The organism is Ruminococcus sp. 210702-SL.1.03, from assembly GCF_020559915.1.
Lineage (GTDB): Bacteria > Bacillota > Clostridia > Oscillospirales > Ruminococcaceae > YE71.
Map to the genome: position 1 here is coordinate 26,328 of NZ_JAJCLZ010000005.1, position 13,666 is coordinate 39,993.

Here is a 13,666-nt window from a genome sequence, read left to right on the forward strand (position 1 = left end):
GGGTATCAGAGTCTTACCGCGGGGTCTTCTATAAGCTTGTATTCGCCGGAGGCAAATTCGTCTACCGCTTTTTTTACAGGGCGCTCGTCGAGCACCTTTTTCTCTTCAAAAGCTTCCTCAGTTATCTCTCTCGCGCGCTTTGCAACGCCTACTACGAGTGAATAATAGCTTTCATTGTTCTTTAAAATCTGTACTGCTGCGGGTCTAAGCATTTTTAAGCACCTCATCTATAATTTCTTTCTGGTTCGCGGCTTTAAAGCTTTCCAGCCCCTCGCCGCCGTTTTTTGCTGAATGGAATATATTTTTCAGGTCGCTGACAGCCTTATCGAGGTCGCCGTTGACCATCACATAATCGTAATCGTAAGCGCGCTCTATATCGCCCTTAGCGGTAGAAAGGCGCTTTTGTATCATCTCTTCCGTTTCGCCCGATTCCTGCGCACGGCGATGCAGCCTGCGGTCGAGCGAGCTTATCGAGGGGGGCAGTATGAAGAGCATTACGGCTTCGGGCATCTTCGCCTTTACCTGAAATGCGCCCTGCGGCTCTATCTCCAGCAGCACGTCTATTCCTGCGGCAAGCTTTTGCTCTACGGGCGCTTTCGGCGTGCCGTAGCAGTTCCCGCTAAATTCTGCGTGCTCTAAAAAGCCGTCGTTTTCCGCCAGTCTGCCAAATTCCTCGCGGGTGATGAAGTTGTAGTGCACGCCGTCAAGCTCGCCCTCGCGCGGCGCTCTCGTGGTGCACGATATGGAATTGAATATCTCGTTATCGCGGCTAAGCTCTTTTATAAGCGTGCCCTTGCCGCAGCCCGATGGGGCTGAGATTATAAAAAGCTTTGCGTTATTCATCTTGGTCATCCTCCGTTTTGCCTGCGGCTCTGCCGTAAACGCTTTCAGTCGAGAGGGCTGAGAGCACAACGTGGTCGCTGTCCATAATTATCACCGACCGCGTTTTCTTGCCGCATGAGGCGTCTATGAGCGTTCCGCGGTCGCGCGCTTCCTGCACCAGCCTTTTTACGGGCGCGGATTCGGGCGCTGCCACCGCTATCAGCCTTTCAGCCGATATGAAGTTGCCGAAGCCTATGTTTATCAGCTGCATACGCTTTTACTCCACGTTCTGTATCTGCTCGCGTATCTTCTCAATCTCGCTCTTTAGGTCTACCACCGTTTTTGTGATCTCTAAGTCTGAGCATTTCGAGCCTGTGGTGTTTACCTCGCGGTTCATCTCCTGCACCAAAAAGTCGAGCTTTCTGCCTACCGGCTCGCTGCTGTTTATCAGCGTGCGGAACTGCGCTATGTGGCTGTGCAGGCGCACCGTTTCTTCGTCCACAGCAGTCTTTTCCGAGAATATCGCCGCCTCGGTAAGCACCCTGCTGTCGTCTATATTGCGGTCTTTCAGCAGCTCGGTGAGCTTTGCGTAAAGTTTCTCGCGGTAAAGGTCGTTCACCTTGGGCGAGCGCTCCTCTACGCTCTTCACCATCTGCTCGATGAAGCCCAGCCGCGAAGCGATGTCGTCGTGCATCTTCACGCCCTCCACCTCGCGCATCTCTACGAATTTTTCGAGCGCGCGCTCGGCGGTCTGCTTCACCTGCTCCCACACCTGCTCTTCATTTTCCTGCGTTTTCACTACTGTGAAGAGGTCGGGCAGGCGCATTATGTCTGAAAGCTTCAGGTCGTCCTCAACCTCAAGCTCGGGGGCGGCGGCGCGCAGCGCGTCGAGGTAGCCGTGCGCTATCTCTTTATTCACCGTGATGTCGGCGTTCACGCCCTCTTTATTGTAGATGTAGACCGAGACTTCGACCTTGCCGCGGGTTATCTTTCCGCCCAGCAGCGATTTCAGTTTCTCGTCCAGATAGCCGTAAGCGCGGGGCGTGCGCGCCGTAAATTCGTAAAAGCGGTGGTTCACCGAGCGGATCTCCACCAGTATCTCTCTTTCTTCGAAAGCGGCTCGTTCTCTGCCGAAGCCGGTCATAGATCTCAGCATTTTCAATACCTTCTTTACTTCATTTATAAAAGCACAAATTATCCTATCATAATATTATACCACTTTTTCGGCTCAATATCAAGAGTTGTTAATGATTTGTTGCTTATTTTTTTACCGTTTATTCTTACAGACATATGCCATAACGTCCGCCGCGCCCTGCGCTATGAGAACATTGGGGTAATTCGCAAAATCTTCCGCCATAGTAGAGCCTGTCAGCACTCCCGCGAAGTCTACGCCCGCTCTCTGCGCCGTTTCCGCGTCGATGAAGCTGTCGCCGACGTAAAGCGTTTCCGACTTTTCCGCGCCCAAGCCCTCTATACATTTCAGCAGGCCGCAGGGGTCGGGCTTAGCCATGCCGCTCGGCACGTCCTCGCCGCCTATGATAAGGTCTGCGGGCGTTTCACCCGCCTGCGCAGCGAAAGTATCCGCTATGCGGTAGCGGTATTTCGTAGAGCAAATGCCTATCTTCACGCCGTGCGCGCGCAGGTCTTTCATAGCCGCTATAACGCCGCTGTAAAAGAAGGTGTTTTTCACCATCACCTCGTCCGCCTTTTTGACGTAGGCGACGCGCATATCCTCGCGCTGAGGGTTATTCGGCGTATCGGTAAGCAGGTCGAAAGCGTCTACCAGCGTCATGCCTATCGTGTCATATATCGTCTTATCGTCCTTTGGCGGATAGCCGAACTGCTCTAAAACGTGCTTGAAGCATATCAGTATGCCCTTCGACGAATCGGCGAGGGTGAGGTCGAAATCAAAAATGCAAGCTTTGTACGCCATATTATTCCACCGTTACCGACTTAGCAAGGTTTCTCGGCTTATCTACATCGTTGCCCTTGAGCACGGCGGTGTAGTAAGCGATAAGCTGTAAGGGCACTACCGCAGGCAGCGGCATGAGTATATCGTCGATGGTCGGCAGACCTATCTTATACTCCGCAACGTCGCTCTCGATGGTCTTGTAGCTGTGCGTAACGAATATTACCGAAGCTCCGCGCGCCTTTACTTCCTTTACGTTGCTGACGGTCTTGTCAAAAAGCTCGCGCTGAGTAGCCACCGCGATAACGGGCATACCCTCGGTAACAAGCGAGATAGTGCCGTGTTTCAGCTCGCCCGCCGCGTATGATTCGGAATGTATGTACGAGATCTCTTTCAGCTTCAGCGAGCCTTCCATAGAAAGCGCGTAGTCAAGACCTCTGCCGATGTAGAGCAGGTTGCCCGCGTTTATCAGCTTGGAAGCTATGTACTTGCACTGCTCCGCCTGCTGGAGAACTACGTTTATAAGGTCGGGCACGCTCTGTAGCACGCCTGTAAGTCTGCGGCACTCCTCTTCGGAGATAGCACCCTTTGCGAAAGCCAGCTCGAATGCTATCAGGTAGAAAACCGCTATCTGCACGATGTAAGCCTTTGTGGAAGCTACCGAGATCTCAGGGCCTGCGTGGGTGTAAAGCACCATATCGGCCTCGCGCGCGATGGAAGAGCCTTTTACGTTTACAATGGCGAGGGTATCAGCGCCGACGTTTTTGGAAAGGCGCAGAGCCTCGAGCGTGTCAGCCGTTTCGCCCGACTGCGATACTACTATAACAAGGTCTTTATCGCTGAGAATAGGATTGCGGTATCTGAATTCGCTCGCTACGTCTACCGTTACGGGCACGCGCGCGAGCTGTTCTATAACGTATTTGCCTACCAGTCCCGCGTGCATAGCCGTTCCGCAGGCTACTACGAAAATGTTCTGATAGCCCGAAAGCTTCTCAAGCGTCATTCCGCACTCGCTGAGGTCTGGCATACCCTCGTTTATGCGCGGGGTGATGGTGGTCTTTATAGCGGTAGGCTGGTCGTTTATCTCTTTGAGCATAAAGTGCGGGTAGCCGCCCTTTTCAGCCGCTTCCATATCCCAGTCGGCGGTCATTAGCTCTTTGTCTACGGGCATACCGTGAATATCGTAAATGCCCGCTTTGCCGTCGTCGAGGACCACTATCTCGTCCTGATCTATAAGGTAATAATTTCTTGTATACTTGATTATAGCGGGCACATCGGAAGCTATGAAAGCCTCGTCTTCGCCAACGCCTACTATCAGCGGAGAATCCTTGCGCACGGCGTAAACGCGGTTCGGAAAATCTTTGAACATCATGCCCAGCGCGTAAGAGCCTTCTATCTCGCCCAGCACCTTCTGTATAGCCGCCATGGGGTCGCCCTCATAGTAATAGTCGAGCAGCTTTGCAACTGTTTCGGTGTCAGTCTCGCTCTCGAAAGTATAGCCTTTCTTTATCAGAAAAGCCTTTATCTTCTGGTAATTCTCGATTATTCCGTTATGTACTATGGTAACTCTTGCGCTGCCGTGGGGGTGAGAGTTTATGTCAGAGGGTTCGCCGTGGGTAGCCCAGCGGGTGTGACCAATGCCGCAGGTGCCGTTTATCCAGCCCTCTTTTTGCAGCTTTTGCTCCAGTACGGCAAGTCTGCCCTTTGATTTTGAGATCTTTATTTCGCCGTTTTCAAAAACAGCCACTCCTGCCGAGTCGTAGCCGCGGTACTCCAGCTTTTTCAGCGAGTCTAGCAGCACTTTTGTGCAATCTTTCTTTCCTACATATCCTACTATTCCGCACATGATAATTTACCTCCTGTTCGGACTGTTGTGTATATTGCTTATAGTTATCCTCGTTGGTTTACATAATATGTATATCCGCACGTTTCTGCATACAGAAATACACATTATATCATACCACATAACGCCGATAAAATCAATAGTATTTTTATGAATTTACGCAACTTTTTATCCCACCGCAAAAAAGCGCCCCCGCGCCGCTTGTTATTGCGGGCGAAAGCGCTCCATTGTGTTTTTCAGTTGTGAAGTCTGTATCAAACTCTCTCTGCGATGAGCGTACCCATCTGCGAGCAGCTTACGGGCTTGCAGCCCTCAGACATTATGTCGCCTGTTCTGTAGCCCTCTTCGAGAACCTTGGTAACGGCAGCCTCTACCGCGTCGGCTTCTTCTGTCATATCGAAAGAATATCTCAGCATCATAGCCGCCGAAAGTATAGTAGCTATCGGGTTCGCCTTATCCTGACCTGCGATGTCGGGTGCAGATCCGCCGCTCGGCTCATACAGACCGAACTTAGTTTCGTTCATGCTTGCGGAGGGCAGCATACCGATAGAGCCAGTTATCATAGAAGCTTCATCTGAAAGAATATCGCCGAACATATTTTCAGTTACCATAACGTCGAACTGCGCGGGGTCGCGAACCAGCTGCATAGCGCTGTTGTCTACCAGCATATGCTCAAGCTCTACCTCGGGGTAATCCGCCGCCACCTCGGTAACTATCTTTCTCCAAAGGCGCGAGGAATCGAGAACGTTCGCCTTATCTACGCTGGTGACTTTCTTTCTGCGCTTCATAGCTACCTCGAAAGCCTTTACAGCTATACGTCTGATCTCTTTTTCGTTGTAGGAAAGGGTATCTACCGCGGTCATAACGCCGTCAACTTCCTCAGTCTTGCGTGCGCCGAAGTAAAGTCCGCCCGTAAGCTCGCGCATTATCAGCATATCGAAGCCCTTAGCCGAGATCTCTTCTTTCAGCGGGCAAGCTCCTGAAAGCTGCGGGTAAAGCAGGCAGGGACGCAGGTTAGCAAAAAGACCCAGCTCCTTGCGTATCTTTAGCAGACCTGCTTCGGGGCGCAGGTCAGCGGGAAGCTTGTACCAAGGTGATGTGGTGGTGTTGCCGCCGATAGAGCCCATCAGCACGGCGTCGCTCGCCTTGCACTCAGCGATGGTTTCGTCGGTAAGCGGCACGCCGTTGACGTCGATAGAGCAGCCGCCCATAAGAAGCTGAGTATAATCAAACTTGTGTCCGTACTTTTCAGCCACCTTATCGAGCACCTTCATAGCCTCGGTAACTATCTCAGGGCCTATTCCGTCGCCCTTTATAACAGCGATCTTCTTATTCATCATGTATCATTTCCTTTCAAAGGGATTTTGTCATAATACAATTATAACACGTTTATCTCAAAATTGCAATAGCGCGCAAAAAATATCCCGCAAAGCGTTTTCAGCCCCGCGGGATATTTTCTCATAAGTCATTTGTCATTTGCAGACAGTGTTTTATTTTTTCAGACGTGCATTCTTTATCCTGCCCGCCGCGAGCATCAGCCCTTCGGTAAACACGGACATAGGTATCAGCCCACACTTAAAGCGAAGCAGCAGCCCCGTCACCGCCCATATGCAGACCTCTGCCGCCAGTATCGTGAGCGCGCGGCGGCGGTATACCCGCACCTCGGCTTCGTCGAGCGGCTTGTTGTGGTCTTCTACGGGGGAAAGCAGCGCGCAGAGCGCCGCGCCAGCCGCCATGATCACAGCGTACCCCGCCGCACCAAACGGCAGGAGTTTCAGCGCAGCCAGCACCGCGGCTATCATCGCGAGCGATAAAAAATAGCACCTCAGCGGAGTTTCAGAGTGGTATCCTCCGGCATAGCTTCTCAGCGGTATGTAGCAGACCAGAAAAGCTATGCTTTCAAATACCATGCCGAAGATCAGCCCTACTGCCGCGGTGCTTATGATGTTGAGCAGCATGGTGAGCGCCATATCGAAGCCGTAGCGGTAAAGCGCCGCCTCGCTCTCGGCTATCACTCCCCTGCCGCAAAGCCCGCGGGTAAGCTTATCTGCGGTTTTCTCAAACATCAGAATTTGCGGAGCTTCTTGCTCTCAGCAGGCATTTCGGGCTGGTGCGAGATAAATACGCAGGTGGAGTTTACGTTAGAGATGGTAACTGCCATAGCCAGTGCCGCGAAAACCTTGCCTAAGCGGGTGCTGATCTTAAAAAGTTTGCTCTTCAATTTTTTCACCTCCCAAGTTTTCAATTTGTATGTACATTATACACTACTTTTTAAAACTTGTTTGCTGAAATGTAGTGAACTGCCGGGGAAATGTCAAAAATAACATTCAGCCGCTCTTTTGGCGAGCGGCTGGGTTATCAAAATCTTCATATTTATATATATTGTGCCAATTTGCATTGGTTTACGCTGCGTACATTATCAGCGAGATCTCATACCAGTTATCGGAAACTTTGGCGCGCATATCGCCGCCGTATTTGTGAACTATCCGCTCCACGCTTTTCAGACCCAAGCCGTGGTTTTCGTGGTCGCGCTTGCGGCTGCCGTCCTCTGGCATTATGCCGTCGAAGGTGTTGCCGAAATACACTTTAAGATACCCCTGCTTATAGCGAATGCTTATCTCCAGCTTTTTACGCTCGTCAGCTGGCAGCTGTTCAAGCGCTTCTAGCGCGTTGTCGGCGAGATTTCCTATTATTACGTTCAGGTCAAATTCGGTGAAGCTCAGGTCTTTCGGCACTACTATATCGTACTTCTGCTCTATGTTATCGTGCAGGCGCGCGAGTTTGTAATTGAGCATACTGTCGATAAGGTCGTTGCCGCTGTCTATCAGCTTTTTATCCGCCGCCGTGCTGCTTTTCACAGTTTCCAGATACTCCAGCGCTTCGGCGTACTTTTCCTTTTCTATCAGGTCTTTCAGCCGCAGAAAATGGTTGTCCATATCGTGCTTCAAACAGCGTATGCGAAGCTGAGATTGCTGAACTACCTCCAGCTGGTTTTGTATAGCCTTGTTCTGGCTCTCCATCACCTCTCTTTCGCAGCGCTCAGAGAAGAGGTCTATCACGTTATCGTACAGGTAGAAGATGTCTATATTTATCAGCAGTAGTATCACCGCGGTGATGAGCGAAACAGGGTTCAGACCCTTAGCGGCAAAGTAGGCTATGAATATGCTGCCCAGCGGCACGAAAAGCAGCGTGACGTAATACATAGCGGGCGTTCTGCCGAGGATGTCTTTCTTCATATGCAGACACTTGTTGCTGAGGTCTGCCGCTGCAATTATCACCAGCGATGTCGCGAAGCCCTCGCTGAATACCGCCGACTCTATATGCATCATATTCTGCAAGGTCATGACGAGCACGTCGCAGCCCATCGTGATAGCGTATATCGCCGCGACGTTCAGCACCCGCCGGATCATACCCTCTTTGTAAAGAAAAGTTATCGCGAAAAAGGGCAGGATGTTTGAGGCAAGCGTTATCGCCCAGTTGTGAAACAGCAGGTACGCCCCGCTGTTTATCGCGAAATACGCGGTATATAGGGCGGCTTCGAGTTTGCGGCTTCTGCTGCGCTCTTGAAAAAATACATTTGCGAACATATACATACCGTATATATGAAATAAGTTGGAAAACAAATAAAATAATGTCTGCACTCCTTATTTCCTCCTCATGAGTTTCTCAGTTATCTCCATTCTGTTCGCCCTGCTTACGGGCAGCTGTTCGCTGTTCACGCCTATCATTATCACAGAAGCGGACGTGAATTTCTCAACGAAATTGATATTTACCAGATATGATTTATGTATCCGCACAAAATCTCTGAAACGCGAATCGCGCTCTATATCAGCCATTTTGCCGTAAAAGTTATAGTCGTTATTCAAAGTGTGTATTACCAGCCTTCTGCCGTCGCTCTCAAAATAGCGTATGTTTGAGATGGCAACGCGGTTGATTATCTTATTTGAAAGAAACTCAAAGACATTTTTGCCGAATTTATAATCGGCAACATAAGAATCCAGCAGCTCTTTCATGCGCTTGTAACACACGGGCTTTTCGATGTAGTCATACGGGCGTATCTTTATCGCGTCGATGGCGTATTCCTTGTATGAGGTAACGTAAACTATCGCCGCGTTGTCGTTTCGCCATATAGAGCGCAGTCTTTTGCCAAACTCTATACCGTTCATCTCCCCGCCGTCTTTCGAGAACTCTATGTCTAAAAAGATCAGATCATACATATCCTCGCGCATAACGGCGTTCATCAGTTCCTCGCAGGAGGTGAAGCATTTTACTTCAAAATCCATATCTGAGGTGGTAACATACTCCCCTATATATTTCCTTATGGTATCGCAGATGTTTTTTTCGTCGTCCGCTATTGCCACTCTTATCATAAGTAATGCACCGCCCTTTCGTATTTATTGTAGCATTGTTTGCACTAAAAATCAAGTGTTTTTAGAGAAGTTTGTCAAATTTAGGCGAAAAATTATTGCATAAAATTTCCCTGTATGCTCCATAATATTTCCAAAGGGGCTGCGCTTTCCGATTTCGCGCACCGCCCGTGCGGCAAGCCGCTAAGAATTTTAAATCGGGGAAAGGCTTGAAAAAATATCATGAGATCTATCAAAGACAGTAAGATCGCCAAGCTCATCGGCGGAAAAGGCGCATACATCACCCTCGCGGCGGTAGTGCTGGCGGCGGGCGGCGCAGGCGCTGCGGCTTACGGCAAGGCGGTAAAAAACGCCGAGAAAAGCTTCGACTATTCGTTTTCCCAAAGCGGGCTTTCATCGCTTTCCGACTCTGCCGCGCAGGCAGACAATAAGCAGAGCGGCGTGGCGAAGGACTCTTCTTCATCTTCTCGCGCGGAAGACCCTGACGAAAAGACCCAGCCGAATGTTATGCCCGTAAACGGCGATATTCTCGAACCGTTCAGCGGCGGCGAGCTTGTGAAAAGCGAAACGCTGAACGTTTGGAAAACCCACGACGGCGTAGACATCTCCGCCGAAGCGGGCACGCCGGTAAAGGCTATGAACAAGGGCGAGGTAACGCAGGTGGAGAAAGACACGCTTTGGGGCTACACCGTTATCATCGACCACGGCAGCGGCGTTATGGGCTACTACTACAATCTCTCCTCAGCCGTTTCGGTAAAGGAGGGCGACAAGGTGCAGTCGGGGCAGGTTATCGGCGCGGTAGGCGAAACTGCCGAGATCGAGGCGGCGAGCGGCCCGCACCTACACTTCGGGCTGAAAAAGAACGGCGAGTGGATAGACCCCGTTTCGTTCATCGACCCCTACGCGAACAAGTAACGAAAAAAGACCGGCTGAGCACCGGTCTTTTCTTATGTCTGTATGTTTGTATCACTTTTCCTGATTGAAATATACGTCGTACCATACTAGGAAGGTGTATACCGTCCAGATCTTGCGCGAGTAGTCGTAATGACCTGCGCGGTGCTCGTCGAGCAGCTCTACCAGCTTATCGGTATTGAAGAACTTCTGCGAGTCTGCCGAGAGGAACTTATCTTTTACAACGTTGTAGTATTCATCCTCTTTCAGCCATACGCGTATAGGCACGGGGAAGCCGAGCTTTTTCTTGTTTGCGGTCTGCGGCGGGCAGGCTTTCAGCGCGGCAAGGCGCATAGCGTACTTAGTGTTTTCGCTTGTAACGCGGTATCTCTTCGGTATGCGCTCAGCAAGCGTCATTACTTTCTTATCGAGGAAAGGCACGCGCAGCTCGAGCGAATGAGCCATGCTCATCTTATCCGCTTTCAGCAATATATCGCCCGTCATCCAAAGGTGCAGGTCTAGGTACTGCATCTGCGTTACGGGGTCGTTATCAGCGCACTTATCGTAAAAAGGCTTGGTGATAGCCTGCGGGTCGGGGGCGGAGGTGTTTATTTTCAGCAGCTCCTTGCGCTCCTTCGGCGTGAACATATACGCGTTGCCGATAAAGCGCTCCTGCAAGTCCTGACCGCCGCGGATAAGGAAGTTTACGCCGTGTTTATGCGGCAGGTGCGAAGCAGCCTTGCCTACGGCTCTTCTTATCGGCTTCGGTATCTTCTCGTAGCTCGCCATATCGTCGGGGTTATGGTAGATATTGTATCCGCCGAATATCTCGTCAGCGCCCTCGCCAGAGAGTACTACCTTTACCTTTTCGGCAGCAAGCTTGCAGACGAAGAAGAGGGCTACCGCAGCGGGGTCGGCGAGCGGTTCGTCCATATGGTACTGTATCTTCGCGAAATTGCCCCAGTAATCTTCGGGGGAGATAACGCGCGAGGTATTTTCTTTGCCGATGTACTTCGAAAACTCCTTAGCGTAGCCTATCTCGTTGTACTTTTCGTCCTCGCCGAAGCCTACGGTAAAGGTCTTATCGACGTTTGCGACAGCGGCAACGTAGCTGGAGTCAACGCCGCTCGAAAGGAACGAGCCTACCTCAACGTCGGCTATCTTGTGCGCCGAAACGCTGTTTTTGAAAGTATCGGTAATGTCGTTTACCCAGTCTTCAAGCTCGGGCTTTTCATCGGGGGTAAATTTTATCTCCCAGTAGCGCTTTACATCGAGCTTGCCGCCGCAGTAGGTGAAGTAGTGCGCCGCGGGCAGCTTGTATACGTTCTTGAAAAACGTTTCGGTGGTGGGCGAATATTGGAAAGTAAGGTAATTTTCGAGCGCCGAGGTGTTCAGCTCTTTCTTGAACTCGGGGTGCTCGAGGAAGCTCTTTATCTCGCTGCCCCACATGAGCGTTTCGCCGAATTTGCCGTAATACACGGGCTTTATGCCGAAGAAATCGCGCGCGCCGAATACTAAGTCTTTATTTTTATCGTAGATAACGAAGCCGAACATACCGCGCAGCTTATTCAGCAGCGTTTCGTAGTCCCACTGCTCGTAGCCGTGGATAAGCACTTCGGTATCAGCCTTGCTCTTGAACTTGTGTCCCGCTGCGATAAGCTCTTCGCGCAGTTCCTGAAAATTATATATCTCGCCGTTGAAAGTGATGGCGACAGAGCCGTCCTCGTTGAACATAGGCTGGCTGCCCAGCTCGGAAAGGTCGATTATGGAAAGTCTGCGAAAGCCCATAGCCACCTTTTCGTCAACGTACTTGCCCGCCTGGTCGGGGCCGCGATGAGCTATTCTGTCCATCATTTTTTCCACCACGATGGAAGCGTCGTTTATATGGTTGGTAAATCCAACGAAACCACACATATGTAAATTACCTCCTGGTCAAATGGTCTGTAAAATTGAGTACACTATACATTATACTACAAAGCTGCGCTTTTTGCAATGCTTTTTCAAAATTTTATTGCGCAAGCATTTTGGCTATCACTTCGCGCGCCTCGTGCAGGTCGCGGCAGATGTGCACCGCTTTTTCGCGCATCTCGTCGTCGGGCGGCAGTATGTCGGGCACCATTACGGGCTTCATTCCCGCAGCGTGTGCCGCGCGTATACCGTTGTACGAGTCCTCTACGGCTATCGCCTCGGCGGGGTCTGCGCCCAGCTTTTCGCAAGCGGCGAGGTAAATATCGGGCGCAGGCTTGCCGTGCTCAGCCATATCTCCGCCTACCACGACGCTGAAATAGTCGAGAAATCCCGCGTCGCCAAGCTGGCTCGTCACGGTAACATATCTGGTAGATGAAGCCAGCGCGGTAGGCACGCCGCTCTCTTTTAGGAAGTCGAGTATCTCGCGCACGCCTGTCTTTATCGGCATGCCACGCTCGGCTATCGTCTTGTGCATCAGGGCGGAAAGCTCGGCGCGCAGACCGGCGACGTCAAGTCCCTCACCGTAAGCCTCGCGCAGGATAACTATGCTCTCGGGCGTAGTTCTGCCGATACAGCGCTTGCAGACCTCTTCTATGCCCTCAAGCCCCTCGCGGTCGGCGAGCAGCTTCCAGCACTCCAGGCTGAGGCGCTCGGTATCGAAGATAACGCCGTCCATATCAAAAACTACTGCTGATATTTTTGCTGACATTTTTATCCTCCGTTTACTTGAAATACATATACAGATTGCACTTTATCATGCCGTTATACAGCTTGCGCTTTTTGTCTGCCTTTTTGCCGAAGAATTTCTCAAAGTCCTCGTCTGGCGAGATTATCACGGCGGGGTGCGAAGAGTCGGGCTTTATGCGTTCGCCAAGGCGCTTGTAAAGCTCTTCCGCCTGCTTTATCTCAAGCATTCTCTCGCCGTAGGGCGGGTTGCAGATAGTTATAGAGCCTTCGGGCGGGGTGAATTTCATAACGTCCTGCTCTTTTACGGTTATCTTTGAAGCCACGCCCGCCTTTTTCGCGTTCATGATGCTGAGGTCTACCGAAGCTGGGTCGATGTCTGAGCCGTAGGCGTGGAAAGTTCCCTCGCGGTCGAGCTTCTCCATAGCCTCAGCGCGCTCAAAGCGCCAAAGCTCGGCGGGTATTTGATCCCACTTCTCCGCCGCGAAGCTTCTGCGCAGACCAGGCGCAACGTTCAGCGCCTTGTAAGCCGCCTCGATGAGAAAAGTTCCCGAACCGCACATGGGGTCGCAGACGACACTGTCCGCGCGCACGCGTGCGAGGTCGATTATTCCCGCCGCCAGTGTTTCCTTTATCGGCGCGGCGTTTGAGGTGCGGCGGTATCCGCGCTTGTGCAGACCCTGCCCCGTAGTATCGAGGTAGATGGTGCATACGTCTTTCATTATGTTGAACTGAAGCTGGTGCAAAGCGCCGTCCTCTGCCAGCCATTCCATGTTATATTTCTGACCCAGCCGCTTGCACGCCGCCTTTTTGATGATGCTCTGGCAGTGCGGTATGCTGTGCAGTTTTGAGTTAAGGCTGTGACCCTTTACGGGGAATGCGTCGTTTTTGCCGATGTACTGCTCCAGAGGCAGCGCGTATGTGCCCTCGAAGAGCTGCTCGAAAGTTTCCGCGCGGAAGCTTCCCAGCTCTATCAGCACGCGCTCTGCGGTGGCAAGGCAGATGTTCGCCTTAGCTATCAAAGCGGAGTCGCCGTCGAACGATATTTTGCCGTCGGTAACGGTAAGGTTTTTGCCGCCCAGCTTTGTTATCTCAAATTTCAGCACGCTTTCCAGTCCGAAATGGCAGGGGCAGCAAAGTCTTATCTTCTGCATAAAAACATCTCTCCTGACAAAAAAGGCT

15 protein-coding genes are annotated in these 13,666 nt (G+C 51.4%); 1 reads left to right on the top strand and 14 read right to left on the bottom strand.

What is annotated here, in order from left to right:
* Nucleotides 1-5: 5 nt before the first annotated feature.
* The 11 genes from LI114_RS04220 to LI114_RS04270 all read right to left on the bottom strand — a co-directional run bounded on the left by LI114_RS04220 (nt 6) and on the right by LI114_RS04270 (nt 8,944).
* Nucleotides 6-212, bottom strand: coding sequence for a DNA-directed RNA polymerase subunit omega (locus LI114_RS04220; protein WP_022127963.1), 207 nt, complete (start codon nt 210-212; stop codon nt 6-8).
* Nucleotides 205-843 carry a guanylate kinase gene (gene gmk, locus LI114_RS04225; protein WP_413770896.1) on the bottom strand — a complete coding sequence of 213 codons (639 nt, stop codon included), beginning with the start codon at nt 841-843 and terminating at the stop codon, nt 205-207. Before gmk ends, LI114_RS04220 begins: the two co-directional genes overlap by 8 nt.
* Entirely contained in the window at nt 836-1,093 is a 258-nt protein-coding gene (locus LI114_RS04230) for a DUF370 domain-containing protein (protein WP_022127961.1), read from the bottom strand. Before LI114_RS04230 ends, gmk begins: the two co-directional genes overlap by 8 nt.
* Before the next feature lie 6 nt (nt 1,094-1,099).
* The gene (locus LI114_RS04235) at nt 1,100-1,978 is read right to left on the bottom strand and encodes a YicC/YloC family endoribonuclease (RefSeq protein ID WP_022127960.1); all 879 of its coding nucleotides are present in this window, start codon (nt 1,976-1,978) and stop codon (nt 1,100-1,102) included.
* A gap of 111 nt (nt 1,979-2,089) precedes the next feature.
* A complete protein-coding gene (locus LI114_RS04240; protein ID WP_227219590.1) occupies nt 2,090-2,755 on the bottom strand; it encodes an HAD family hydrolase in 666 nt (221 codons plus the stop codon).
* Between the two features lies 1 nt (nt 2,756).
* Complete coding sequence (gene glmS, locus LI114_RS04245) at nt 2,757-4,577, bottom strand: glutamine--fructose-6-phosphate transaminase (isomerizing) (protein ID WP_022127958.1); 1,821 nt, start codon at nt 4,575-4,577, stop codon at nt 2,757-2,759.
* A gap of 251 nt (nt 4,578-4,828) precedes the next feature.
* Nucleotides 4,829-5,911, bottom strand: a complete 1,083-nt coding sequence (gene leuB, locus LI114_RS04250; RefSeq protein ID WP_227219670.1) for a 3-isopropylmalate dehydrogenase — start codon at nt 5,909-5,911, stop codon at nt 4,829-4,831.
* A gap of 153 nt (nt 5,912-6,064) precedes the next feature.
* Nucleotides 6,065-6,640: an accessory gene regulator B family protein gene (locus LI114_RS04255; protein WP_227219591.1), complete on the bottom strand. Its 576-nt coding sequence runs from the start codon at nt 6,638-6,640 to the stop codon at nt 6,065-6,067.
* Nucleotides 6,640-6,795 carry a cyclic lactone autoinducer peptide gene (locus tag LI114_RS04260; RefSeq protein ID WP_022127956.1) on the bottom strand — a complete coding sequence of 52 codons (156 nt, stop codon included), beginning with the start codon at nt 6,793-6,795 and terminating at the stop codon, nt 6,640-6,642. The genes LI114_RS04255 and LI114_RS04260 overlap by 1 nt, the downstream gene beginning before the upstream one ends.
* A 181-nt stretch (nt 6,796-6,976) precedes the next feature.
* Nucleotides 6,977-8,215, bottom strand: a complete 1,239-nt coding sequence (locus LI114_RS14270; RefSeq protein WP_227219592.1) for a sensor histidine kinase — start codon at nt 8,213-8,215, stop codon at nt 6,977-6,979.
* 3 nt (nt 8,216-8,218) lie between these two features.
* On the bottom strand, nt 8,219-8,944 hold the full coding sequence (locus LI114_RS04270; protein WP_227219593.1) for a LytR/AlgR family response regulator transcription factor: 726 nt from the start codon (nt 8,942-8,944) through the stop codon (nt 8,219-8,221).
* A 219-nt stretch (nt 8,945-9,163) separates the two neighbouring features.
* Here LI114_RS04270 and LI114_RS04275 point away from each other — a divergent pair, with 219 nt between their 5' ends.
* Nucleotides 9,164-9,856, top strand: a complete 693-nt coding sequence (locus tag LI114_RS04275) for a M23 family metallopeptidase (protein WP_227219594.1) — start codon at nt 9,164-9,166, stop codon at nt 9,854-9,856.
* A gap of 51 nt (nt 9,857-9,907) precedes the next feature.
* Here the strand turns inward: LI114_RS04275 and asnB are convergent, their stop codons facing one another.
* The 3 genes from asnB to LI114_RS04290 all read right to left on the bottom strand — a co-directional run bounded on the left by asnB (nt 9,908) and on the right by LI114_RS04290 (nt 13,638).
* Nucleotides 9,908-11,746: an asparagine synthase (glutamine-hydrolyzing) gene (asnB, locus tag LI114_RS04280; RefSeq protein ID WP_022127952.1), complete on the bottom strand. Its 1,839-nt coding sequence runs from the start codon at nt 11,744-11,746 to the stop codon at nt 9,908-9,910.
* 94 nt (nt 11,747-11,840) lie between these two features.
* Nucleotides 11,841-12,509: an HAD family hydrolase gene (locus LI114_RS04285; protein ID WP_227219595.1), complete on the bottom strand. Its 669-nt coding sequence runs from the start codon at nt 12,507-12,509 to the stop codon at nt 11,841-11,843.
* Between the two features lie 13 nt (nt 12,510-12,522).
* Nucleotides 12,523-13,638: a THUMP domain-containing class I SAM-dependent RNA methyltransferase gene (locus LI114_RS04290; protein WP_227219596.1), complete on the bottom strand. Its 1,116-nt coding sequence runs from the start codon at nt 13,636-13,638 to the stop codon at nt 12,523-12,525.
* Between the last annotated feature and the right edge of the window lie 28 nt (nt 13,639-13,666).